The organism is Kitasatospora sp. NPDC005856, assembly GCF_040629945.1.
Classification (GTDB): Bacteria; Actinomycetota; Actinomycetes; order Streptomycetales; family Streptomycetaceae; genus Kitasatospora.
This window is the reverse complement of the sequence record NZ_JBEXWT010000003.1, coordinates 146,169-168,140: the sequence shown is the minus strand read 5'-3', so window position 1 is coordinate 168,140 and position 21,972 is coordinate 146,169. Positions and strand designations below refer to the sequence as shown.

21 protein-coding genes are annotated in these 21,972 nt (G+C 72.9%); 11 read left to right on the top strand and 10 right to left on the bottom strand.

Annotated features, from left to right (window positions below):
- Positions 1 to 5 precede the first annotated feature (5 nt).
- Together ABZ449_RS04300 and ABZ449_RS04295 are read right to left on the bottom strand one after the other, a co-directional pair.
- Positions 6 to 815 (bottom strand): FAD/NAD(P)-binding protein, encoded by an 810-nt coding sequence (locus ABZ449_RS04300; protein ID WP_360339898.1) that lies wholly within the window; start codon positions 813 to 815, stop codon positions 6 to 8.
- Positions 812 to 1,957 carry a 4Fe-4S dicluster domain-containing protein gene (locus tag ABZ449_RS04295; protein WP_360339896.1) on the bottom strand — a complete coding sequence of 382 codons (1,146 nt, stop codon included), beginning with the start codon at positions 1,955 to 1,957 and terminating at the stop codon, positions 812 to 814. Before ABZ449_RS04295 ends, ABZ449_RS04300 begins: the two co-directional genes overlap by 4 nt.
- 260 nt (positions 1,958 to 2,217) lie before the next feature.
- On the opposite strand from ABZ449_RS04295, the gene ABZ449_RS04290 reads away from it, so the two are divergent.
- The 5 genes from ABZ449_RS04290 (at position 2,218) to ABZ449_RS04270 (ending at position 4,998) form a co-directional block, all read left to right on the top strand.
- On the top strand, positions 2,218 to 2,925 hold the full coding sequence (locus ABZ449_RS04290) for a pyridoxamine 5'-phosphate oxidase family protein (protein ID WP_360339893.1): 708 nt from the start codon (positions 2,218 to 2,220) through the stop codon (positions 2,923 to 2,925).
- Between the two features lie 189 nt (positions 2,926 to 3,114).
- Complete coding sequence (locus tag ABZ449_RS04285) at positions 3,115 to 3,777, top strand: OsmC family protein (RefSeq protein WP_360339890.1); 663 nt, start codon at positions 3,115 to 3,117, stop codon at positions 3,775 to 3,777.
- Positions 3,774 to 4,199 (top strand): CBS domain-containing protein, encoded by a 426-nt coding sequence (locus ABZ449_RS04280; protein WP_360339887.1) that lies wholly within the window; start codon positions 3,774 to 3,776, stop codon positions 4,197 to 4,199. The genes ABZ449_RS04285 and ABZ449_RS04280 overlap by 4 nt, the downstream gene beginning before the upstream one ends.
- Before the next feature lie 39 nt (positions 4,200 to 4,238).
- Complete coding sequence (locus ABZ449_RS04275) at positions 4,239 to 4,667, top strand: Hsp20/alpha crystallin family protein (protein ID WP_360339884.1); 429 nt, start codon at positions 4,239 to 4,241, stop codon at positions 4,665 to 4,667.
- Between the two features lie 52 nt (positions 4,668 to 4,719).
- Positions 4,720 to 4,998, top strand: coding sequence for a dsRBD fold-containing protein (locus ABZ449_RS04270; RefSeq protein WP_360339881.1), 279 nt, complete (start codon positions 4,720 to 4,722; stop codon positions 4,996 to 4,998).
- A 99-nt stretch (positions 4,999 to 5,097) separates the two neighbouring features.
- Here ABZ449_RS04270 and ABZ449_RS04265 read toward each other — a convergent pair whose 3' ends face one another.
- Positions 5,098 to 6,939, bottom strand: a complete 1,842-nt coding sequence (locus ABZ449_RS04265; RefSeq protein ID WP_360339878.1) for a S8 family serine peptidase — start codon at positions 6,937 to 6,939, stop codon at positions 5,098 to 5,100.
- Positions 6,940 to 7,072: 133 nt separating this feature from the next.
- Positions 7,073 to 7,804 carry a hypothetical protein gene (locus ABZ449_RS04260; protein ID WP_360339875.1) on the bottom strand — a complete coding sequence of 244 codons (732 nt, stop codon included), beginning with the start codon at positions 7,802 to 7,804 and terminating at the stop codon, positions 7,073 to 7,075.
- A gap of 283 nt (positions 7,805 to 8,087) precedes the next feature.
- Here ABZ449_RS04260 and ABZ449_RS04255 point away from each other — a divergent pair, with 283 nt between their 5' ends.
- From ABZ449_RS04255 to ABZ449_RS04240, 4 genes are all read left to right on the top strand, one after another.
- On the top strand, positions 8,088 to 9,632 hold the full coding sequence (locus ABZ449_RS04255; RefSeq protein WP_360339872.1) for an MFS transporter: 1,545 nt from the start codon (positions 8,088 to 8,090) through the stop codon (positions 9,630 to 9,632).
- 163 nt (positions 9,633 to 9,795) lie between these two features.
- Positions 9,796 to 10,185, top strand: coding sequence for an SCO5389 family protein (locus ABZ449_RS04250; RefSeq protein WP_360339869.1), 390 nt, complete (start codon positions 9,796 to 9,798; stop codon positions 10,183 to 10,185).
- Positions 10,186 to 10,450: 265 nt separating this feature from the next.
- The gene (locus tag ABZ449_RS04245) at positions 10,451 to 11,494 is read left to right on the top strand and encodes an LLM class flavin-dependent oxidoreductase (RefSeq protein ID WP_360339866.1); all 1,044 of its coding nucleotides are present in this window, start codon (positions 10,451 to 10,453) and stop codon (positions 11,492 to 11,494) included.
- A 57-nt stretch (positions 11,495 to 11,551) separates the two neighbouring features.
- A complete protein-coding gene (locus ABZ449_RS04240) occupies positions 11,552 to 11,800 on the top strand; it encodes a hypothetical protein (RefSeq protein ID WP_360339863.1) in 249 nt (82 codons plus the stop codon).
- 233 nt (positions 11,801 to 12,033) lie between these two features.
- Here the strand turns inward: ABZ449_RS04240 and ABZ449_RS04235 are convergent, their stop codons facing one another.
- Positions 12,034 to 12,603, bottom strand: coding sequence for a Uma2 family endonuclease (locus ABZ449_RS04235; RefSeq protein ID WP_360339860.1), 570 nt, complete (start codon positions 12,601 to 12,603; stop codon positions 12,034 to 12,036).
- Between the two features lie 195 nt (positions 12,604 to 12,798).
- On the opposite strand from ABZ449_RS04235, the gene ABZ449_RS04230 reads away from it, so the two are divergent.
- Positions 12,799 to 13,815 carry an NADP-dependent oxidoreductase gene (locus tag ABZ449_RS04230; protein ID WP_360339857.1) on the top strand — a complete coding sequence of 339 codons (1,017 nt, stop codon included), beginning with the start codon at positions 12,799 to 12,801 and terminating at the stop codon, positions 13,813 to 13,815.
- A gap of 66 nt (positions 13,816 to 13,881) precedes the next feature.
- Here the strand turns inward: ABZ449_RS04230 and ABZ449_RS04225 are convergent, their stop codons facing one another.
- From ABZ449_RS04225 to ABZ449_RS04215, 3 genes are all read right to left on the bottom strand, one after another.
- Positions 13,882 to 15,330 (bottom strand): WGR domain-containing protein, encoded by a 1,449-nt coding sequence (locus tag ABZ449_RS04225; protein ID WP_360339854.1) that lies wholly within the window; start codon positions 15,328 to 15,330, stop codon positions 13,882 to 13,884.
- Between the two features lie 124 nt (positions 15,331 to 15,454).
- On the bottom strand, positions 15,455 to 17,536 hold the full coding sequence (locus ABZ449_RS04220; protein WP_360339852.1) for a hypothetical protein: 2,082 nt from the start codon (positions 17,534 to 17,536) through the stop codon (positions 15,455 to 15,457).
- A 212-nt stretch (positions 17,537 to 17,748) separates the two neighbouring features.
- Positions 17,749 to 19,326 carry an SMI1/KNR4 family protein gene (locus ABZ449_RS04215; protein ID WP_360340018.1) on the bottom strand — a complete coding sequence of 526 codons (1,578 nt, stop codon included), beginning with the start codon at positions 19,324 to 19,326 and terminating at the stop codon, positions 17,749 to 17,751.
- A gap of 555 nt (positions 19,327 to 19,881) precedes the next feature.
- On the opposite strand from ABZ449_RS04215, the gene ABZ449_RS04210 reads away from it, so the two are divergent.
- A complete protein-coding gene (locus ABZ449_RS04210; RefSeq protein WP_360339850.1) occupies positions 19,882 to 20,229 on the top strand; it encodes a hypothetical protein in 348 nt (115 codons plus the stop codon).
- On the opposite strand, the gene ABZ449_RS04205 is transcribed toward ABZ449_RS04210, so the two are convergent.
- Positions 20,204 to 20,557, bottom strand: a complete 354-nt coding sequence (locus ABZ449_RS04205) for a hypothetical protein (protein ID WP_360339847.1) — start codon at positions 20,555 to 20,557, stop codon at positions 20,204 to 20,206. The two genes, ABZ449_RS04210 and ABZ449_RS04205, sit on opposite strands and share 26 nt — an antisense overlap.
- A gap of 213 nt (positions 20,558 to 20,770) precedes the next feature.
- Positions 20,771 to 21,862: a WYL domain-containing protein gene (locus ABZ449_RS04200; protein WP_360339844.1), complete on the bottom strand. Its 1,092-nt coding sequence runs from the start codon at positions 21,860 to 21,862 to the stop codon at positions 20,771 to 20,773.
- Positions 21,863 to 21,972: the final 110 nt, after the last annotated feature.

Sequence of the window (21,972 nt, the reverse complement as noted above, 5' to 3'; positions counted from 1 at the left end):
GGCGCTCACCGCTCGGGGAGGGAGAGCAGGTCCTGCACCCGCTCCCAGTCGAGGACCGGGCCGTCCCGGCAGACGAGCACCGGGCCGAGCTGGCAGTGCCCGCACCAGGCGGTGGCGCAGCGCATGTTGCGTTCCAGCGAGACCCGGATCCGGTCGGCGGGAACGCCTCTGCGCCGCAGTTCCCGGGCGGTGGCCCGCATCATCGCCTCCGGGCCGCAGAGGTAGGCCGCGCAGTGCCCGGGCCGGAAGTCCGCGCCGTCCAACAGGGCCGTGACCAGACCGGTCGCTCCGCGCCAGCCGGGCCCGGGGGCGTCCACGGTGGCCCGCACGTGCGCGCGGGTGCTCCAGCGCGGCAGGTCGTCGAGGAACAGCTGCCCGCCGGGGTCGCGGTACCCGGTGAGCACCGAGACCGTCCCGTACGACTCCGGCTCGGCGAGGACCTCCTCGATCAGCGGGCGCAGCGGGGCGAGTCCGATCCCGCCGGCGACGACGAGCACGTCCCCGCCCTTCGGCGGACTCCCCCAGGCCGTGCCGTACGGTCCGCGGGTGCCGATCCAGTCGCCGGGCTCGGCCCGGCAGAGCGCCTCGCTGACCTTTCCGACCGCACGGACGGTGTGGCTCAGCACGGTGCCGTCGATCCGGCTGGTGGAGAGCGGGATCTCACCGGTGCCGAAGGCGTACAGCATCGCGTACTGCCCGGGGCGGAAGGGGCTCATCGGGGTGGCGGCCGGTGTCAGGTCGAGGGTGACGGTGTCGTCGGTCTCGCGCCGGCGGGCCAGCACCCGGTAGGGCACGGGGGTGGTCGCGTGCGTCATGGCGCTCCTCCGGGGTTCGCCGCCTCGGCCCGCAGGGCGGTGACCTCCTCGGTGAGGTCGATGCCGACCGGGCACCAGGCGATGCAGCGGCCGCAACCGACGCAGCCCGAGGAACCGAACTGGTCGTGCCAGGTTCCGAGCTTGTGGGTGAGCCACTGCCGGTAACGGCTGCGCGCGGAGCTGCGGACCGGGCCGGTGCCGTGCAGGTGGGAGAAGTCGAGGTCGAAGCAGGAGTCCCAGCGCCGCCACCGCTCGGCGTGGTCGCCGGTGAGGTCGGTGACCTCCTCGGTGGTGGTGCAGAAGCAGGTGGGGCAGACCATCGTGCAGTTCCCGCAGGTCAGGCAGCGGTTGGCGACCTGGTCCCAGCGCTCGGCCGTCATCGTGCCGGCCATCAGCGCGCGCAGGTCGGTCGGATCCATGCTCCGGCCCATCCGTTCGGCGGCCCCGGCGACGGCCGCCCGGGCGCGCTCGCCGTCGGTGGGGCGCGTGGGGAGTGCGGCGAGGACTTCCTCGCCGGCCGGGCTTCCGGCGCGGACGGTGTAGCGGGCCGCCCCGTCCGGCTCGACGGTCTCGGTGAGCGCCAGGTCGTACGACGATCCCCCGGGCACGCCCGGGCCGGTGCCCATCGAGGTGCAGAAGCAGACCGCGCTCGGCTCGGTGCACTCGGCCACGACGATGAACGCGCGGGCGCGCCGCGGCCCGTACACCGGGTCGGGGTACGTTCCGCCGGTGAGCACCCGGTCCTGGACGGCGATCGCGCGCAGGTCGCAGGGGCGCACGCCGAGGAAGGCGTAGCGGGGCGGCGGCGCGCCGTCCTCGCGGACCGTGACGGTCCCGTCCCCTGCCCGGTCCGCCTGCCACAGGCGGGCCCGGGGCGGGTGCAGGAAGGTCTTCCAGGACTGCGGCCCGGCGGAGTGGGCGAACGCCGCCCGGTCCTCCCGCCGGCGCACCCGGTAGGTGCCGGCCTCGGCCTCGATGCCCCAGCCGTGCGGCAGGTCCTCCGCCGAGGCCAGCTCGGCGAGCACGATCGCACCGTCCCGGACAGTGGGCCCTATCACGGTGTAGTCCCGCTGCCGCAGGGCCGCGACCAGTTCGGCGAGGCCTGCCTCGTCCAGGTCCAGCAGCGGTGCCGTCGTGCCCATCTCGCCCTCCTCGGCCTGACCGCCGGTGCCGCCCGGTCGGCGGCCCCTGCCCTTCCACTGTCGGCCGCCCGCCGGGTTCTCGCATGGGCCGGTCGGTCCGATGCGGCGGATCGGGGCCCTCCGGGTCCGCCGAGGTGGTCCGAGCGGCCCTGCTCCGCCCGCTCGGCCGCGGCGGACGATGGGAACGGGTGGGTGGTGTCCCCGGTCGGCCCGAGGAGAACCCGGCCACCCGATGTCCCGGCCCGGCCACGGAGGTCGACATGAAGAGCACAGACGAACGGACCGGCTCCCGGCCCGTCGACCCCGGCGATCTCGGCCGACGCGTCGCGCACCGCCGGACCGAGCTGGGCCTCACCCGTGAGGCGGTCGCGGAGCGCGGCGGCTTGGACGCGGGGTTCGTCGCCTACCTGGAGACGCATCCCGTCCCGGTCGGCGTCACCACCCTCACCCGGCTCGCGGACGCCCTCGACACCACGGTCACCGATCTGCTGGGCGGCGGGCGGGACGTCCCTCCCGGCCGGGCCCCGGCCAACGCCCGGGTGCGGACGGAGGAGCTGGACCCGGCGGCCTGCTGGGCCAGGCTCGGCGCGGGTGGCGTCGGCCGGGTCCTGCTGACCGCGCCGCAGGGACGACTGGTGGCGCTGCCGGTCAACTACCGGGTACTGGACGCCGCCGTCCTCTACCGCACCGTCGCGGACGGCACCCTCGCCCGGGCGGACGGCGGCGAGGTCGCCTTCGAGGTGGACCGGCTGGACGAGGTGTTCGCCACCGGCTGGAGCGTCCTGGTGAACGGCATCACCTCGACCGTCTCCGACGAGGAGGCCGTCCAGCGGTTCGAGCGGCTCGCCGACCCCCTGCCCTGGGCGGGCGGCGAGCGGGACACCTGGATGCGCATCGAACCCACCGGAATCACCGGCCGGATCATCCGGCCCGATGGGCCACCGGTCGTCGGTTCGGAGTTCGAGTAGTGGCAGTCCGCCTCCCGGGTGACGGGCCGCGGTGGCATCCGGCTTCGCCCGGCCCGCCCCGCGCCGCCCCGGGCGGTCCCCCCGATGGGGTCCAGTGGTGGGCCCAACGGCCCTGCCGCCCTGCCACCGACAGCGGTCTGCTGGAAACGGAGGCCCGGCCCCGGGCCCGGACGAGCGGAGGCCACCGCCGTGCTCACCGACGAATCCCGTACCGCCACCCAACAGTTGCTGCACACCGCCGCCGGGCGGACGGTGTCGGTCTCCCGCTTCGCGCCGGAGGTCCTTCCGGACACCGGCCGCGTCGTCCTCGACACGGCCTGCGAACCGTACGACACCGACCAGGCCTGGACCGCGCTCACCGCGGACGAGGCCAGACGGCTCGCCGGAATGCTGCTCCGCCAGGCCGCCGTCGTCGGTCGGCCACACGCGCCGCGACCCGGCCGGATCGACGTGGACCCGGTCGACGGGGACCTGTACGCCATCGACATCCGGTCGCACGCGCTGGCCGTCGACCAGCCGCTCGACGCGGGCGGCGCCGACACCGCGCCGACACCGGTCGAACTGTGCGCCTCCGCGCTGGCCTCCTGCACCGCCCACTACGCCGGCGGCTACCTCGACCGGCACGGCCTGAGCCGCGACGGCCTGCACGTCACCGCGGACTACACCATGGCCCGGGACCACCCGGCCCGGATCTCCTCCGTGTCCATCGAGGTCGCCGTCCCCGGCCTGCCGCCCGAGCGGGCGCCCGGCCTGCTCGCGGTCATCCGCCGGTGCACGGTGAAGAACACGCTTGACCGGCCGCCGGACGTCACGGTCTCGCTGGCCGACGCCGCGAAGGCAGCGGCCCCGTGAAGGCCTCGGACCTCATGACGGCGCCCGCGGTGACCATCGGCCCCACTGCGACGGCCTTCGAGGCGGCTCGCCTGATGGCGCAGGAGGCGGTCGGCTGCGTCCTCGTCACGGAGGACGGGCGCCTGCTCGGGATCGTCACCGACCGCGACCTGACCGTCCGCGGCCTGGCGCACGGCGCGGATCCCGAACGGCCGGTCCTCGACCTGATGACCGTCCCGGTCGTCACCGTGGACGCCGACGCCGACCTGGACACCGCCTACCGCACCTTCCGCAGCACCGGCGTCCGGCGACTGCCCGTGATCGACGGCGACCGCCCGGTCGGTGTGCTCGCCGTCGACGACCTGCTGCGCGATGTCGTCCAGCGGCTCCTGGACCTGTTGATGCCGGTCTCCCGCAGCGCACTGCCGGAGACCGCCGCCTGACCATCCGGAAACGACCACATCCCCACTCAGGAGGCCGTCATGGCCAGTGACCTGCGCAGAAGGTTCCCGTTCGGAGGCCGGTGGTCCTCACTGCCGGACCTCTTCGAGGACTTCCCCGCCGAATTCCGCCTGCCGCACGGCGAACACGTGATCCGCATCGAGGAGTCCGAGGCCGACGGCGTCTACCAGCTGAGGGCCGAACTCCCCGGCGTCGACCCCGACAAGGACATCTCGATCAGCGTCGACGACGGCGTGCTGACGGTCCAGGCCGAACGCGTCGAGGAGAAGAAGGACAAACAGCACTCCGAGTTCCGCTACGGCTCCTTCAGCCGCAGTGTCCGGCTGCCCGCCGGCGTCCGCGACGAGGACGTCACCGCGTCGTACGAGCAGGGCGTCCTGACCGTCCGGGCACCGATCGGCGAGACCGCGAAACCCGCCCGCAGGATCGAGATCACCCGGGGCAGCTGACCCCGTCGCCGGCCCGGCGACCGCGCCGAGCCCGACCACCGAGGAGCCGGACGTGACCACGAGGACCCCGACACCGATGCGCACCAAACGCTGGACCCTGCGCCTCGACCTCTTCGAGGAGGGCGACGCCACCAAGGTCCACGCCGTCCTGGACACCGGTGACAACACCCTGGAGAGCCGCACCACGGCCCGCCGCAACCCCCACGACCCGCCCGTACCCGAGATCGGGGACGAGTACGCCGCCGCCCGCGCCCTGATCGATCTCGGCCAGCAGCTCCTGCGGGCCGGCCGGCTCGACTCGGCGGCCAACGAGCCCACCCGGGACGGCTGACGGCGCCCGAACGCGAAGGTCCGGTCCCACCTCGGCGGACCGCGCGCGCCCGGCCGCCCGACGCGCTCGGGCGTCGGGCGGCCGGTCGGAACGGCGGGATCAGAAGGTGAGGTTCCAGGCGTCGATCGTGCCGGTGTCGCCGGAGGCGCCGTCCTTCACCCGGAGCTTCCAGGTGCCGTTCGCCGCACTGGCCGTGGCGTTGACGGTGTAGGTCTTGGCGACGTTGTCGGTGCTGTCGCTGTTCGGGAAGTCCTCCAGGAGGTAGACCGTGCCGTTGGGCGCGACCAGGGAGAGGACGAGGTCGCCGCGGTAGGTGTGCTTGATGTCCACGCCGACCTTGAGCGTCGCCGGGGCGTTGCCGCTGACGCCGGTGACGGTGATCGGGCTCTCCACCGTGGTGTTGTCGGGGATCGCCACGTCGGCGGTGTTCTCGAAGTACGTGCCGGTGGGCGGGGTGCCGCCGCCGACCGCCTTCAGCGCGTCGACCTGACCCTCACCGAAGAAGCCGTTGTTGGCGGTGGTGCCGGTGCAGCGGCTGTCGGAGGCGGGGCAGGCCAGGTCGTTGGCCTGGCTCGCCAGCCGGGACCGGATGTCGGCGGGGGTGAGCGACGGGTCGGTGCTCGCGATCAGCGCGGCCACCCCGGTGACGTGCGGGGAGGCCATCGAGGTGCCGCTCTTGGTGCCGTACTTGCCGCCGGGCAGGGTCGAGTAGACGCCGGTGGCGCCGTCGCCGCCGGGCGCCGCGACGTCGATGACGCCCCGGCCGAAGTTGGAGTAGGAGGCCTTGCCGCTGCCGCTGCCCGTGGCAGCGACGGTCACCACTCCGGGGAGTTCAGTGGGGATGTCGAGGCAGGCGTTGGTGATGGTCCGGGTGACCTTGGTGGAGTCGTTCGGACTCTCGGTGTCGGTGGTCTTGTTGGCCAGGTCGTAGTCGGCGTTGCCGGCCGCCGCGACCTGCAGCGAGCCCTTGCCCTCGGCGTACTCCTGGGCGCGCTTGACGCCCTCGATGATGGCCGCCTGGTCGAGGTCGTTCGGGCAGTTGAACTGCCAGGGGTCGGTGTAGTAGCTGTTGTTGGTGACCTTGAAGCCGTGGTCGCCGGCCCAGACGAAGCCGCAGACGGTGTTCTCGGCGTAGAAGAGGGTGCTGGTCGGCTCGGCGATCCGGACCGAGGCGATCTTCACGCCCGGTGCGACGCCGATGACGCCCTTGCCGTTCTTCGCGGCCGCGATGGTGCCGGCGACGTGGGTGCCGTGGGTGTCCACGTCCCGCCAGGCGCCGCTGCGGGTGTCGGGCTTGCCGTAGGCGCAGGAGACCGAGTCGGCGGCGTCGAAGTTCGGCGCGAGGTCCTGGTGCTGGTCGTCCACGCCGGTGTCGAGCACGCCCACCTTGACGGACGGCGAGCCGGTGGTGACGCTCCAGGCCTGGTCGGCCTTGATCTGGGTCATGTCCCAGCGGTTGGACTCGGTGAGCGTGGTGGTCGCCTGGGCGGGGTTGGCGGGCAGGGCCGGGCTGTAGGCGTCGGCCGGCACGTCGGAGGTGCGGGTCGCGCCGACCTGCTGGATGCCGGTGACGGTCCGCAGCGCGGCGGCGAAACCGGCGCTGGTGGAGTGGGCGACGATGACGCCGATCTGGTCGTAACTCGCGAAGACCGTACCGCCGTTGGCCGCGACGGCGGCCTTGGCGGCGGCGATGTCGGCGGGGGCGCTGATCACCATGTAGGCGCGGGTGCCGGCGGCCCAGCCGGCCGCGGCGCCCGCGACGGCGGGGGCCTGGGCCGCGGAGGCCTGGGCTGCGGGCGCGGAGACGGCGCCGGGGACCGTGGGGGTGGTGGTCGAGGTGGCGGCGGTCGCGAAGGCGGTGGGGGTGGCGAGCGCCATGGCCGAGAGCACGGCGAGGGCTGCGGCCGGGCGGCCGAGCCGCCGGGATATCAGGGGTGACACGTGTCCTCCGATTCGGCCCGTGCGTGAGGGGGATGGGGATCGCACGGGAATTGAAGGAAACATGCCAGATTGGACAGGACTTGGGGAAGGCTTTACGCCTGACGACTTCTCATGGAGACGTTACGTTTTGATGTCATCGGGTCCACGGCACCCCTGGACGGACCGGCCGCCCCGCCCGCCGGGGAAGAGGATCGCGCAGCCTGGCCACGTACCGCCGGTACGCCCGGGCCTCGGCCGAGACGCCCTCGACGGCGGCGAGGCGGTCGGGGAACATCACTCCCCCCGCATGCGGTCGGGAATGCGTCCCGAACTGGTTGCCGTGCAGACGGCCGGTCACCAGCCGGCCCCGGCCCCGGGGAATCAACCTGGACCGACCGGCGACCACCGGGCCGCGGTCGACCTGGAACCAGACCTCGCGCCGGTTGCCGAACAGCACGACGCTCTCGCGGAGATCACGCACATCGGTGTACACGTCGAAGTCCCAGTCCCCCGGAGCCGCACCCGAGCCGTAATGCCCACGAAGGTGGTGCACGAACCGGGGCAGGTCGACCGGGGCACCGAACGGAATCACCGCGTCGGCATAGGGCTCACCGGCGATGAAGTGGATTCTGAACTCCAGGCCGTACAGCCGCCCGCGGACCTTCCTCCTGACGCACAGTGAGAACATGTCCGCGTCGCCGTAACTGGAGCGGCCCTCCGCACGGGCATGCCGACTCAGGTGCTCGAACGACAGCGTCTCGCGATCGACCAACAGGCCGGGGATCCGTTCGACCGAGCCGTGGAGCAGATAGAGGCACATCAGGTCCACCGGATGCGTCTCGCGCGCCAGCCGCGTGAGGAATCCATCGGAAAAACCGTCCCGCAAAGCGTCTCCAGCCGTCCCGCCCACTGCCCCGTCGTGGGCACGGGGCAAATCTACGGCCATCGGGACGGCTTTCGGAACGGCTTTCGGCGCCTCCTCGAAGGACGGGCGGACCCTGCGGTGCGGGCACCGGCCCCATACCTCTTCTACGCGCGGTGACGGTCGAGGCGGGCACATGTCCGTAATGAACGATTGTGTTCCCTATGCCCCGGGGATACCGTCGGTAGTGGTGAACGAATCCGCCGCCTGTCCGCCGTTCACCCCCGAACCCATTGGGGGACCTGCCATGGCCACCTCGCGCGCCCTGGCCGAGGCTTCGCCCGCGACCGCACGTCGGGGCCAGCACCCGGGGATTGCACTCACCGTCATCGCGGCGACACAGCTGATGGTCGTCCTGGACATCACGATCGTGAACATCGCCCTGCCGCACATCCAGCAGGCACTGGGGTTCAACACCACCGAACTGTCCTGGGTCATCAACGCCTACACCCTCACCTTCGGCGGGCTGCTGCTGCTCGGCGGGCGCGCCGGCGACATCCTCGGGCGGCGACGGGTGTTCATGGTCGGCGTGCTGGTGTTCAGCCTGGCCTCACTGCTCGGCGGCGTCGCCCAGTCCTCGGCCTGGCTGCTGGCCGCGCGGGCACTCCAGGGCCTGGGCGGTGCCATCGCCTCGCCGACCGCGCTGGCGCTGATCGCCACCAACTTCAAGGAGGGCCCGGAGCGCAACCGGGCCTTCGGGGTGTTCTCCGCCGTCGCCGGGGCCGGCGGCGCGATCGGGCTGCTGCTCGGCGGCATGCTGACCTCCTGGCTGTCCTGGCGCTGGGTGTTCTTCGTCAATGTGCCGATCGGCATCGCCATCGCCCTGCTGGCGCCGCTCTACATCAACGAGTCCGAACGGCACCCCGGGCGCTTCGACCTGACCGGCGCGTTCACCGCCACGGCGGGCATGGTCTCGCTGGTGTACGGCTTCATCCGCGCCTCCGACCACGGCTGGACGGACGCCGTGACGCTGACCGCGTTCAGCCTCGCCCTCGCCCTGCTGGCCGGCTTCCTGTTCAACGAGCGGCGGGTGCCGCAGCCGATCACCCCGCTGCACCTGTTCCGCGACCGCAACCGCTCGGGCGCGTACGCGCTGATGCTCTGCGTGACCGCGACGATGTTCAGCATCTTCTTCTTCATCACCCTGTTCGTGCAGGAGATCCTCGGGTTCAGCCCGCTGCGGGCCGGCTTCGCGTTCCTGCCGATCAGCGTCGCGATCATCGCCGCCGCCCAGTTCGCCGCCCGCAACCAGCTGCGCTGGGGTCCCAAGCCCTTCCTGGTGACCGGCTCGCTGCTGGTGCTGGCCGGAGTGGCCTGGGCGACGCAGATCGACATCGACAGCACCTACGTCGGCGGCATCCTCGGCCCGACCCTGCTGTTCGGCTTCGGCATGGGCTCGATCTTCGTCCCGGTGATGCTGACCGCCGTCTCCCACGTCGCCCCGCACGAGACGGGCGCGGCCACCGGCATGCTCAACACCACCCAGCAGGTCGGCGGCTCCCTCGGCCTGTCGATCCTGGTCACGGTGTTCGGCACGGCCAGCCGCAACGAGGCCCGGCAGCAGGCCGGGGCGTTCCTGCGGCAGGCCACCCCGCAGCAGCTCGCCCAGTTCCGGGCCACCGGCCGGCTCCCCGCGCCGTACTCCTCACAGGTGCTGGTGCACGGCATCGCCAGCGCGTTCCAGATGGGCCTGGTCTTCGCGGCGCTGGCGGCGACGATCGCGGTGTTCGTCATCAAGGTCGGCCGACTGCCGGCGCCGCCCGCCGTCAGCCCTTCGGGGAGTGGTGCTTGACAGGGCGTCAGGGTGACCGGGAGAGTCTTTCCTGCAATGGTTTTCATCTTCGATAACCGGTGCGGGTGAGCGCTGCCCGTACTGCGGGTCGCCCCTGCCCGTTCCGCGGGCCACCACCGCCTGCCACCGGTCGAAGCCCGACGCACCCCGAAAGAGGACCTCCATGTCGCTCGACGTCTCCCCCGCCCTCCTCGCCCAGGCCCGGCAGGGCCGCGTCGACGAGGCCGACTTCCTCGCGACCGTCCGCGCCTCGCTCCCGTATGCCTACCAGGTCGTGGCCGGGCTCAGCACCGAACTCGCCGCCGGCCAGGAGGAGTTCACCACCGACAACACCACGCCCAGCGACGAGCAGCGCGCCCAGCTGCTGCGCGCGCTCGCCAGCAACGCGATCCGGGGCAGCCTGGAGAACCACTTCGGGGTGAAGCTCGCCTTCGTCAACTGCCACCGGGTCGGCGCCTTCCGACCCGGCACCGAGGACGGCGCGGCGTACCGCGAGTTCACCTCGCTGCACAACCAGATCCGCAACCAGAGCCCGGAACTGCGCAGCTGCTGACGGCTCCCGCGCGCGGGCCGGATGCGGGCCTGACGTGGCCCGGATGCGGCGGCTCCCACCCCGTTCGCGCGGCGGGGTGGGAGCCGCCGCGCGACGGGGCACGGGCCGCCGCACGTGACACCGCATTGCTCAGCGTTGCGCCGCGTTGCGGGCCGGTGTCCGGATCGCGCGTCGATCTTGTCGGACGCCACGGCGGCTGCTTACGTTCGGAAAGCACCCCCCGACCGGCCCCTCCCGGGCCGCCCCTCACCCCGCGGAGCCCACCATGTCGCCGACCCCTCGCCCGCTGCGGAAACTCGGCTTCCTGACCATCGGGCTCTTCGACGAGGCGGACCCCCGCAGGGGCCACGAGTCCACCCTCGACCTCATCGCCCTCGGCGAGCAGCTCGGCTTCGACAGCGCCTGGCTGCGCCACCGCCACCTGCAGTACGGCATCTCCTCCCCGATCGCGGTGCTCGCCGCCGCCACCCAGCGCACCAGCCGCATCCAGCTCGGCACCGCCGTCACCCCGCTCGGCTGGGAGAACCCGCTGCGACTCGCCGAGGACCTGGCCACCGTGGACGTGCTCTCCGGCGGTCGGCTCAACCCCGGCTTCAGCGTCGGCCGGCCCACCCACTACGAGCACGTGCGCGGCGCGCTCTACCCGGACACCGGCGAGCAGGAGGACTTCGGCCCCCGGCGCGCCGAGCGGCTGCTCGCCCTGGTCCGTGGCGAGGACGCCTCCGGCTTCGCCGGCACCGAGGGCATCGAGGCGTACTCCCGCCGCGTCCAGCCGCACTCCCCCGGCCTGGCCTCCCGGCTCTGGTGCGGCGCCGGCAGCCTGCGCTCGGCCCGCTGGGCCGGCGAGCAGGGGATCAACCTGCTCACCAGCAGCGTGGTGAAGCCGGAGGACCCCGAGGGGCCGCTCGACTTCGCCGCCATCCAGGCCGCCCAGATCCGCGCCTTCCGCGAGCGCCACCCCGACGGCGAACGCGCCCGGGTCTCCCAGGGCCTGGTGGTCATCCCCACCGACAGCGCCACCCCCGAGCAGCGCGCCAAGTACCAGGCCTACGCCCTCGCCCGCACCCCGCGCACCCTGGCCCCCCAGGGGCCGGCCCGGCTGCTGTTCGCCCCCGACCTGGTCGGGACGACCGAGGAACTCGTCGAACGGCTGCACGCCCACGCCGGCTACCGCGAGGCGGACGAGGTCGCCTTCGCCCTGCCGTTCACCTTCGAGCATGAGGACTACGTGCAGATACTCATCGACCTGGCGACCCGCCTCGCGCCCGCCCTCGGCTGGCGTCCGGAGCCCGCCCCCGGCGAGGGCTGACCGCTGGTACTCCAGCGGTGGATCCTGATCACGCCGGCGGGACCGGTGCGGAGACGGGTGCCGAGCCTTGACGGCTGCCCCACCCCGCGGGCCCTCACCTCCCTCGGGGAGTACGACTCGGTCGCCGTCCAGACGATCACCGCCGCGGACCCGAAGCAGAAGTGGACGCTCACCCAGAACGACAGCGGCACCCTGCCCTTCACCTGTCAGGCCACCGGCCGCGTCCTCACCACCATGAGCACCCAGGCGACCGTCATGCAGGCGAGCAGCACGGACAAGACCCAGCGCTGGGCTGTCCTTCCGTAGACAGACATGGCGGGCCGAAAGCCGCCACCCATCACCCGGAGCGGGAAGTCGGCGGGTCCGACTTCCCGCTCCGGGCACGGCACTCCTTCAGTGGCTCCGTCGGCCCGACTCTCCTCCTCGCCACTGACGGCCGGCAGTGCTTCGTGAGGGCGGTCCGTGCCGGGAGTTCGATGATCTCCGTCAGTGACGGGGGAAGTTCGCGACGGGGCCCGACCTCACGGACCGGAACCGGCTCAGAACTCGCTGGTGTCCAGGTCGAGTTCGAACGGCTCAGGCAACCGCACCGGCACCCCGAACGGATGCGGCCCCTCGACCCGGGTGTAGCCGAGCGCGCCCGGCTGGGAGAACAGCGTGCAGGCCCGCTCCTGCCGGTCCACCAGGAGGTAGAGCGGCGCACCGAACTGGGCGTAGCGGCGGCGCTTCACCGTCCGGTCGGTGTCAGCGTTCGACGGAGAGGTGACCTCGACCACGAGGACGGTCTGGTCGGGAAGCAACGCACCGGGATTGTTCACGGCCAGTTTCACCGGCACCAGGGCCAGGTCGGGAATGTAGTAGTTCTCGGTACCCGGCAGGTCGAGGTTGCCAGAGCCCGAGCGCAGTCCGAGTTCGCGCTGACGGGGGCCGATCTGCAACCGGATCAGGTCGACGGTGTTCTCATGTTCCCAGGACGGCGACACAGGGGTGATGACTCCCTCAACGATCTCGACGCGGTCACCCGCAATGTGCTGAATCGCATACTTGAGGGCTTGTTCCGGGTTCGGCACGCGGCTGTAGTCGCCCGGGCCAATGTGCGCTGTGCTCACGTAGTGCTCTCCTGTCCGGCGCCGGTCTCCGCGCTCAGGGGCTACCCGGCGGAAAGACTACCGGCGCCTGCCCTTGCATATGCACACGCCACCAGGCGCACCCTCCGAATCCGGACAATCTCTAGTCATTGAACAAGCGCTTGCTTAGAATCGGCCGCGTTCACCGTCGAGCCCGAGCGCGCCACAGGAGACGTCATGGCCGGAGCCCCCGGAGTCAACCGTCAGATCCGCCTTGCCAGTCGGCCGGTCGGGGAGGTGCGCCCGGAGGACTGGGCGCACGGGGAGGAGGCCGTTCCGGAGCCGGGCGACGGGGAGTTCCTCGGGCGGACGCGGTACGTGTCGCTGGATCCGGCGATGCGGGGATGGCTCGACGACCGGCCGTCGTACCTGCCGCCGGTGGGGCTGGGCGAGGTGATGCGGGCCGGTTCGGTGGTGGAGGTCATCGCCTCGAACCACCCGGAGTTCCGGGTCGGGGACCACGTGGTCGGCGCCTTCGGGGTGCAGGAGTACGCGGTGTCGGACGGGAAGGGCGCGCTCACGGTCGACCCCGCGCTGGCGCCGCTGTCGACGTACCTGGGCGCCCTCGGGATGCCCGGGATGACGGCGTACTTCGGGCTGCTGGAGGTCGGGGCGCTCAAGGAGGGCGAGACCGTCGTCGTCTCCGGCGCCGCCGGGGCGGTCGGCAGCCTGGTGGGCCAGATCGCCAAGGTGAAGGGCTGCCGGGTGGTCGGCATCGCCGGCGGCCCCGAGAAGTGCGCGCTGCTCACCGGGGAGCTGGGCTTCGACGCCGCGATCGACTACCGCGCCGAGGACGTCCGCAAGGCCCTGCGCACCCACGCCCCGGACGGCATCGACGTCTACTTCGACAACGTCGGCGGCCCGGTCCTGGACGCCGCGCTGACCCGCCTGGCGATGCACGCCCGGGTGGTGGTCTGCGGCGCCATCAGCCAGTACAACAACGAGGGCGCCGTGCAGGGCCCGTCCAACTACCTGTCCCTGCTGGTGCGGCGGGCCCGGATGGAGGGCTTCGTGGTGTTCGACTACGCCCGCCGGTACCCGGAGGCGGCCGCCGAGCTCGCCGGCTGGATCGCGCAGGGCCGGATCAAGGTCAAGGAGCAGGTGGTGGAGGGCACCGTGGACGACTTCCCGGAGACCTTCGCGATGCTCTTCCGCGGCGGGAACACCGGAAAGCTGGTGCTGCGGCTGGCCTGAGGCCCCCGGGGCGGCCGCCACCCCCGTGCGACCGCCCCGGCACCGGATCGGACCGGATCCACCCGGTCAGAGCAGGCGCTTGATCTCACCGCGCGCCCGGTAGAAGCCGCCCGAGGCGGACTCCCGCACCTCGGCGACCAGGTAGCGGGCCCCGGCGATCCGGACGTCCTTGGGGAACTGCACCCGCCACGACGGGTCGTAGCCCTGCGAGACCACCCGCACCCGCAGCCGGGCGCCGTCCTGGACGCATTCGACCTCGACCTCGCCGCCGGTCCGGACCGTGGCCACCGAGACCGTCTCCAGCCCGGCACCGGCCAGCACCGGCTCCCGGTCCGCGCCCTTGACCTCTGCGGTCTTCGGCAGCGTGCCGTCCTCGGCCGCCCGCACCGCCTGCTCGCTGGCGTCCAGGCAGGCCAGCGAGCCGTCGGTGGTCACCAGGTAGAGCCGGCCGTCGCGGTACTGCATGCTGTACGCCGAGCCGCAGCCGGTGGCGAGCTTCCACAGCCGGGTGCCGTCGGCGGCGAAGCAGTACACCGAGGAGTGGTTGTCCCCGGCGAAGACGTACTCGCCGTCCGGGGAGGCCGCGCAGGAGAAGACGGCGGCGTCGCAGCGGTAGGCGGCCACCTCGGCGCCGTCCGACTTGCGCAGCCGGTGCACCCAGCCGCGCCCGGTGCCGGCGAACACCTCGTCGGCCTCCTGCCAGCCGAACAGCACCTCGCCCTTGGTCGGGGTGTGCCACCGCTGGTCGCCGCTGCGGTTGTCGTAGCGGGCGACGCCGCGGGAGTGGCCGTGGTAGACGCCGTCGGCGTCGCAGCGGACCATCCAGCCGGCCCGGCCGTCGGCCTGGCGACGCCACTGGAACTCGTCCTCGTGGTCCACCGTGGTGAGACCGCCGCGCTCGTCGGCGACGCCGAGCACACCGTCGTGGATGTCGAGCCAGAAGATGTCCACGTCCTGGGCGATCTCGTACGCCACCCGCGGGACCTTGCCGCCGAGGTCGTACACCTTGCCGTCGTCGCAGCCGGCGTAGATCCACCAGTCGTCCGCGACGATGCACTTGACGCCGTCCGGCAGACCGTAGCGGGCCGTCACCTCGCCGTCGTGGGTGAGGGTGTAGACGTCGCCGCGCTCGTTGCCGACCCAGGCGTGCTCCTCGCCGACGAAGATCCCGAAGGCGGGCGAGCCGGAGCGGAAGCGCCACAGCAGCGGTGCCTGACGGGCGGTCGAGCGGCTGCTGACGATCTGCCGCCTGGTCACCGCCCGGCGCTGGCGCACGCCCTGGACGGCCGGGGCGTAGCCCTTGCGGACCTTCTCGCCGATCTTCTTGGCCGCCGACGCGGCCGCCTTCTCCGGGCTCGGGTACGTCGTCGCCTTGCTCTGCCCGTCCTCGCCTATCCGCCCGTACCGCACGGTCACCACCTGGCCGGCGAGCCGCACTTCGTAGAACTTGTGCGCGCTCCCCTCGTCCTCGGACAGTTCGAGGTACGTGACCTGCTCTTCCACGGCGACGGACACGGCGGAGTCCCCTTTCGGGCGATGGAGGTGGAGGTCGGTTCGGGACCGGCCCGCCGACACCTCCCAAGCTACGGCCTGCGACTGACAGCGGAGGTGGGCACCCCGGCGGCCCGGCACGGCCGGGTCAGCGCAGCTCGGCCAGGAGGGCGCGCAGCCGCTCGTCCTCGCCGATGATCTCGTACGCCAGGCCGGAGGTGACGATCCGGCCGTCGCGCTCGACGAGGTCGCCGACGTACCGGTGCAGGTCGGTGTCCCTGGCGGCGGCGCCCAGCGCGTGCAGGACCTCACAGCCGCCCGTGACGTCGGCGCCCGTCTCCACCGAGTGGAGCGCGGCCCGGGCCAGGCGGTCGAGTTCGACGGTGTCGGGGTCGACGATGTCGAGCAGGGCACGGGCGGCGCCGGCGGCCTTCTGCGGGTCGTCGAGCAGCGCCTCCAGGCGGAGTATCAGGTCCTGGCCGGCCGCCCCGAGGGAGGCGGCGACGCGCAGCGCCCTGATCACCGTCCAGCGGGCCCAGAGCCGGCTCCCCGCAGTGCGGTCGAGGACGGACGCCAGGATCCGGACGGCCTCCTCGGCGTCGCCGTCGATCTGCCAGACGGCGCGGGCCGTCGCGATGTCGGCGTCCAGCTGCGGGGCGGTGGGCTCCGGGTCCTCGCTGACCGCCGCGAGCAGCGCCGGGAGCAGCCCGGCGGCGGCCGGGCCCAGGTCGGCGGCCGCCTGGGCCACCTCGGCCCGCTCACGCGGGGCCGCCAGCCGTTCGGTGGCGGCGGCGAGCAGGAGGTCGGGTTCGCCGGTGACGTCGTAGTGGGCACGGGCCACCTGGAGCGGACCGCCCGCCGCCCGCAGCGCCTCGGCGGCCCGCTCGCGCGCCTCGGGCGGGCCGCCCGCGACGACGGCCGCCACGGCGGAGGCGGCGTGGGGGAAGTGGGGCAGCACGGCACACAGCTCGGGCAGGCCGGCGACGGCCCGCGGGCCCCACCGGCGCAGCAGGTGGACCAGGTCGGCGGTCTCGTTGTTCTCCAGCCCGTCGACGGCCAGTCGGGCGCGGACGGCGGCGAGCAGTTCCCGGTCGAAGGGGAAGGCCGGGGCGCGCGAGTCACCCGCGGCGTGGCGGGCGCGGGGGCGCCGCTCCAGGGCGCGGGCCAGCAGCGGGGCGGCCCGCCGGGGATCGATCCGGACCAGCGCGGCGAGGGCCTGGTCGGCCGCCGCGTCCTCCGGCCGGCCCGCGAGGTCGAGCAGCACGGGCACGGCCTCGGCGGCGAGCGGGCCGAGCTTGGCCAGCAGGCTCGCCGCGGTGTCCTGGGCGGCGAGCGGGGCGAGGGCCGGGAGCAGCCGGGCCGGGGCGCCGCGCGAGATGTGGCAGGCGTGGTCGGCCGCCCACAGGGCCTCGGCCTGCACCTCGGGGCGCGGGTCGCCCAGGGCGGCCTCCAGCAGGTCGAGGGCCGCCTCGCGGTCGGCGTCGGTGTCGCGTTCCAGCAGGGTGTCGACGACGGTGTGCAGCAGTTCCTCGTGGTGGATGCTGTAGCGGTCGACGGTGAGCTCGCGGGCGGGCAGCAGGCCGAGCACGGCCGTGTGGTGGACGGCCTCCCAGCGTTCCTCGTTCCGCAGGCAGACCAGGACCGCGGCCAGCCGCAGCGGCACCGGGGTCTCCTCGCCGAGCAGCGCCCGGGCTTCCTCGGCGGCCGCGCTCAGGTCCACCCGGCCGAGGGCGACGAGCAGTTCGGCGGCCACGTCCGGATCCTCCTCGGCCGCCCGGCGCCCCCACAGGGCGCCCGGCGCGGCTCCGCCGTCCCGGGTGTGGCCGACGGCCCAGGCGGCGGTCAGCCGGATGGTCTCGTCCGGGTCGGCCAACAGCGGTATCAGCAGCGACAGTTGGGCGGCCACTGCGGCCCGGACCGCACCCTCCGGGACCTGCCACTCGTCCTCGCTCTCGGCCAGCCCGCCCAGCAGGCACAGCACGTCCGCCGTCCGTCTCCCGGCGGCGGCGATCCGGGCCAGGTACGGCACGGCCTCCACGCTGGCCGAGTACACGGTGCCCTGGTGGAGGATGCTGCCGTACAGCTCGGAGAGCGCCCCCTCGGCCGCCTCGTCCTCGCTCCCGGCGAGCGCGCGCAGCAGGTCGGGCAGGTCCTCGGCACAGCCGTAGGCGTGCGAGAGGGTGGCCCAGGGGTGGTCGTCGAGCCCGGCGAGGGCCGTGGTGAGATCCATGGCCGCGATCCTCGCAGCCGGGACCGACATCCCCGGCGAGCGGATGTCGCCGGCGCCGCAAGGACCGACAACGGTACCGGCGTGATCCAGTGGGATTTCGCCTGTGCGGCGGACGAGCGATGGTGGTCGACCGAGGGGTTTCCGGGGCAAGGTGACCAGGAGCGGGATCTACCACCACTACTGCCGTCCACGGGGGTGATCACGTGGAGGACTCAACCGTCCTCGGGGCCGGGGGTGCCGGAGACGCGGAAGGCGTCACCGCTGCTGCGGCCGAGGCGGGCCGACCAGGCCAGGGCGTCCTCGAAGCCGACGTCGTCGCCCGCCAGACGTGCGGCAGCGAGGTGGGGCGGTGTGTCGCCTTCGTCCAGCAGGACGGACCACTGCTGTGCGGTGAGAGCCAGGTAGCGGAGGTCGGGGAGATCCGCGAGGACGGCGAGGTCTCGGACGTCGGCTCGGGAGAGGTCGAGGCAGCGCAGGTTCGGGACGGTGCGCAGCGGTGCGAGGTCGGTCGCGGCCGTGGTGCCCAGGTTCAGGGCGACGAGGTGGCGGTGGCCGGCCAGCGGGGTCAGGTCGTCGCCGTCGCGGGTGTCGAGGGTGACGCGCAGGGCCTCGATCGGCAGGGCGCGGATCGGGCCCAGGTCGGTGGTGGCACCGACGTAGTGGTGGAGCCGTCGCAGGTTGGCGGCTGCGGTGAGCGGGGTGAGGTCGAGCGCGCCGGACGTGTCCTTGATGTGGATGTCCTGGAGGGTCGGCGGGATCTCCGCCGACATGTCGTTCACGACCTCGTTGTGCTCGATGACGCGGGCGGGATCCAGAAAGCGGATGGAGCCGTCCCGCACCTCGTAGGCGCCCTGCTCCAGCAGGTCCAGGTAGTGGCCGAGCAGTGAGGTCACCGAGTCCGCGACGTACTGCGGGGCGTGGTCGTGGTCCCGGCCCATCCGGATGACCTGACCCGGTCGGCCGTTGCGGGCGGGAGCGGTGTCCACGGCCAGGAAGTTGGCGTCCTGGCCGGAGCCGAAGGGAAGCCAGCCCGGGTTCGCGCCACAGCGCCGGACGGTGTCGGCGGGGTAGGCGTCGAAGACGACCGCGTCCCACTCCAGGTCCCAGCCGAACCAGTCCGGTTCGCACCACTCGGCCTGGACGTGGACCAGGTTCTCCAGCGACAGCCAGGTGTTGTCGCCGAACAGCCAGAGGTTCTCGTGGCCGACGCCGTCACCGTCGGCGATCAGGTACAACGCCCGCAGATCGGCGGGCAGCGGGCGGCCGAGGCGGCGTTCGGCCTCGTCGAGCGCGGCGGCCGGAACGGGAGGCGGCAGTTCCTCGGGCTGTCCCAGGATCGACGCGCGGCGTTCCAGATACGCGTGGAACCGCGCCACCGCCAGATCCGGATCGCCGGCCGGACCGGCCGTTCCCGGCTCCTGCGCGAAGCCCGGCTGGGGCAGCCGGTAGCCGTGGTCGAGCACCACCTGGAAGCCTGCGCCGACTCCGTGGGCGCTGGTGACCACGTCCGAGAACGCGACCAGGTCGAACCCTCCCGTCGGCCGCCACCGGACCTCCATGCTGACGCACTCCCAGCCCCGGGCGTCGCGAATCGCCTCCGCCAGGCTCCGCAGCTCGGGGTGGAAGCCGAAGTGGCGGATCAGCTGCCCGGGCGCCCCGTCGACGGCGTACCTGCCGGACATCGAGATACCGCCCACACCCGCGGTGCAGTTCACCACCGCCTCGGTCCAGCCCTCCGGCGCGTGCTCGGTGACCTCCGTGGCGATCCGCCGGACGACCTGCTCGGCCATCTCGTTCACGTTCCGCGCCCCTCCTGTCGGTTCTGGCGATCATCATCGCAGTGGGCTGTGACAGCGCACTGCGACGATCCGGCCCAGTCGGCTCGGCTCGGCTCCGCTCGGCCGACGACCATGGACGAGCGCAGTCGGCCGCCGCCCCTTGCCGCAGCGGGCGGGCGAGACGGCGCCTGCTCGCGGCGGGCCGGGGCCGCTCGAAGGGGCCGAGCGGACGCTGCCAGGTCGGATTGTCAGTGCCCCGCGCTACGCTCCCGGCACCCTGAGGAAACACCGTGGCCCGCTCCCTCGAATTCGCCTACGGGGAGCGGGCCACGGGCGTCACCGGGGCTCAGTACTGCAACCGCATCCGGGGGATCTGTACCCGGGGTGGCCGCCGTACAGCCAGAACGCGCCGAGGCGGTTGAGGTAGAGCTCGTCAGGTATGGCGCGGGCGAGAGCGACGTCACGTGGAGTGGCAGGCTGCCGCTTCGTGCAAACTGGCCGGGATTGGACTTATGTCCCCTGGGCGAAGCCCCGACGATGGCGGAAGCCTTCGAACAGGGGGAACTGATGAGGCGTCCGGCAAGGGCTGTGGCCGCAGTCTGTCTACTGCTGGCCCTGACGGCCTGCCAGTCAGGGGCGGCGTCCGGTAAGGCCCAGGGCACCGACGCCGAGTTGGCGTGCGCGGCCGTGAGTCGGCTGCCGGAACAGCTGCCGGGCACCGATGGCGGGCAGGCCTTCGACATCGTGGTGGCGCGCCTCGTCGGCGCCGAGGAACTGGCCAGGGCGGCTGCCCTGGCGGACGCCAAGTTCCAGCCGCTCGCCGATGCCCTGCGGGAGGCGCAGCAGCTGCTCTCCGTGACCTCCGACCCCCAGCAGGCCGAACCCGCAGTCAAGAAGGCCCGGACGTACTGCTGACGGAGCGGCGTGCGAGGACCCAGTGTCCGAAGCCGTTCTCCCACACGGGCTGGATCGCTGCTCGGGCCCAGTCGTAGATCCGCTCGCCGTGGGAGCCCTGGCCTCCGGAGATGCGCTTCCAGGCCTGCCGCGGCAGTGTCGCGATCAGCTTGTCCACCCGGACCTCGGCCCAGCCCGCGGTGATCACGGTGTCGTTGACCTTGGTGGCGAGCACGTGCGCGATGCGGCGTTCCTCCAGCCAGGACCTGAGGTGCTTGGCCTGGCCGTAAGCCTCGTCCGCGGTCACCCGGGCGAACGGGACGCGGGCGTCGATCGCGCGCTGCAACATCCATTTCAGTTCAGCGCCCGATCGCGGGGCTCCGACCTGCCAAAACGATGCGCGATGCGGGCATGGAACCCGGCTATCCCCTCGAACCACGACTCGACCTGCTCAACCGTCAACTCATCGGCACACAGATACACCAACGAGCCCCGCACGACATCCGTCAGCAGATGCGGTTGCAGGATCAGCGTCGGTCCGGGGACGGGTGCTGCGGTTCCGTCAGGTCCGACGGGCGTGCGAGGCGAGGCGGTCGGCGAGGGCCGCGACGAGGTCCCGCAGCTCTGCGGGGCGTTCGATCACGAAGGGCCGGTCGATCGCGGCGAGCACCGGAGGCAGCCAGTCGAGCCGCTCCGCCCGGAGCTCTACGCGCACCCAGCGCGCGGGGCCGACCTCCGCCTCCGGTTCATGTCCGTTTCCGTACTCGTGTCCGTCTTCGTGTTCGTGTTCCCCGGCGGGCTCGGGCAAGCGCTCGGCTTCGGGCAAGTGCGCGGGCTCGGGCTCGGGCTCGGGCTCGGGCTCGGCCAGGATCGCGACGCTCTCCGGGAGGTGACGGCGGATCCGCTCGGGCGTCGCGTGGACACGCAGCGTCACCTCGTGCCGGTAGTCGGCCGTGGCCAGGCCCGAGACGACGCGTTCGGCCGGGTCGGGCCCGGTCGGCTGGTCGAAGGCGCCGGGCAGGGCCCTCGCGTCCGTGATCCGGTCCAGCCGGAGCGTGCGGTCCTCGCCGATCCCCGCGTCCGCGCCGGTGACGTACCACCGGCCCGCGTGGGCGACGATCCCGTACGGGTGCAGGGTGCGCTCGCTGGGGCGGCCGTTGCGGTCGGTGTACCGGACCGCGACCGGCCTCCGGTGACGCACCGCGTCGGCGAGGGTGAGCAGTACCCCGGTCTCCGGCGGGACCGCCTCACCGGGCCGGTCCGTGAAGTAGAGCGACTCCAGAAGGTTGTCGAGCCGGCTGGCCACGTGCCGGGGCAGCACCCGCCGAATCTTGGCCGCCGCGGTCTCACCTGCCGTGCGTTCGGCCGTCGCCAGTCCGGCCCGGGGGCCGGCGAGCAGGCCGAGCAGCACCGCCAGGGCCTCGTCGTCGCCGAGCATGAGCGGGGGCAGCCGGTGCCCGGAGGCGAGCCGGTAGCCGCCGTACCGGCCGCGCACGGACTCCACCGGCACGTCGAGGTCGATCAGGTGGTCCACGTAGCGCCGCACGGTCCGGCCGTCCACGCCGAGCCGGTCGGCGAGCTCGGCCACCGTACGGGTGCCGCCGGACTGCAGCAGTTCCAGCAGGGTCAGTACACGGCCGGTGGGTCTGGACATGGAGGACAGCCTAGGCCGATTAGAGGACCGATTCTGTCCACTATTCCTCCTACGCTGCCGAACGCACGACCGGACACCCGGACGGCCGCACGACCGCGGCCGCTTCCGGT

Coding starts and splice junctions, on each gene's coding strand:
- ABZ449_RS04300 (WP_360339898.1), bottom strand. CDS start 815: ATGACGCACGCGACCACCCCCGTGCCCTACCGGGTGCTGGCCCGCCGG.
- ABZ449_RS04210 (WP_360339850.1), top strand. CDS start 19,882: ATGAGGCGTCCGGCAAGGGCTGTGGCCGCAGTCTGTCTACTGCTGGCC.
- ABZ449_RS04255 (WP_360339872.1), top strand. CDS start 8,088: ATGGCCACCTCGCGCGCCCTGGCCGAGGCTTCGCCCGCGACCGCACGT.
- ABZ449_RS04205 (WP_360339847.1), bottom strand. CDS start 20,557: ATGTTGCAGCGCGCGATCGACGCCCGCGTCCCGTTCGCCCGGGTGACC.
- ABZ449_RS04245 (WP_360339866.1), top strand. CDS start 10,451: ATGTCGCCGACCCCTCGCCCGCTGCGGAAACTCGGCTTCCTGACCATC.
- ABZ449_RS04290 (WP_360339893.1), top strand. CDS start 2,218: ATGAAGAGCACAGACGAACGGACCGGCTCCCGGCCCGTCGACCCCGGC.
- ABZ449_RS04275 (WP_360339884.1), top strand. CDS start 4,239: ATGGCCAGTGACCTGCGCAGAAGGTTCCCGTTCGGAGGCCGGTGGTCC.
- ABZ449_RS04215 (WP_360340018.1), bottom strand. CDS start 19,326: ATGGCCGAGCAGGTCGTCCGGCGGATCGCCACGGAGGTCACCGAGCAC.
- ABZ449_RS04295 (WP_360339896.1), bottom strand. CDS start 1,957: ATGGGCACGACGGCACCGCTGCTGGACCTGGACGAGGCAGGCCTCGCC.
- ABZ449_RS04220 (WP_360339852.1), bottom strand. CDS start 17,536: ATGGATCTCACCACGGCCCTCGCCGGGCTCGACGACCACCCCTGGGCC.
- ABZ449_RS04250 (WP_360339869.1), top strand. CDS start 9,796: ATGTCGCTCGACGTCTCCCCCGCCCTCCTCGCCCAGGCCCGGCAGGGC.
- ABZ449_RS04200 (WP_360339844.1), bottom strand. CDS start 21,862: ATGTCCAGACCCACCGGCCGTGTACTGACCCTGCTGGAACTGCTGCAG.
- ABZ449_RS04230 (WP_360339857.1), top strand. CDS start 12,799: ATGGCCGGAGCCCCCGGAGTCAACCGTCAGATCCGCCTTGCCAGTCGG.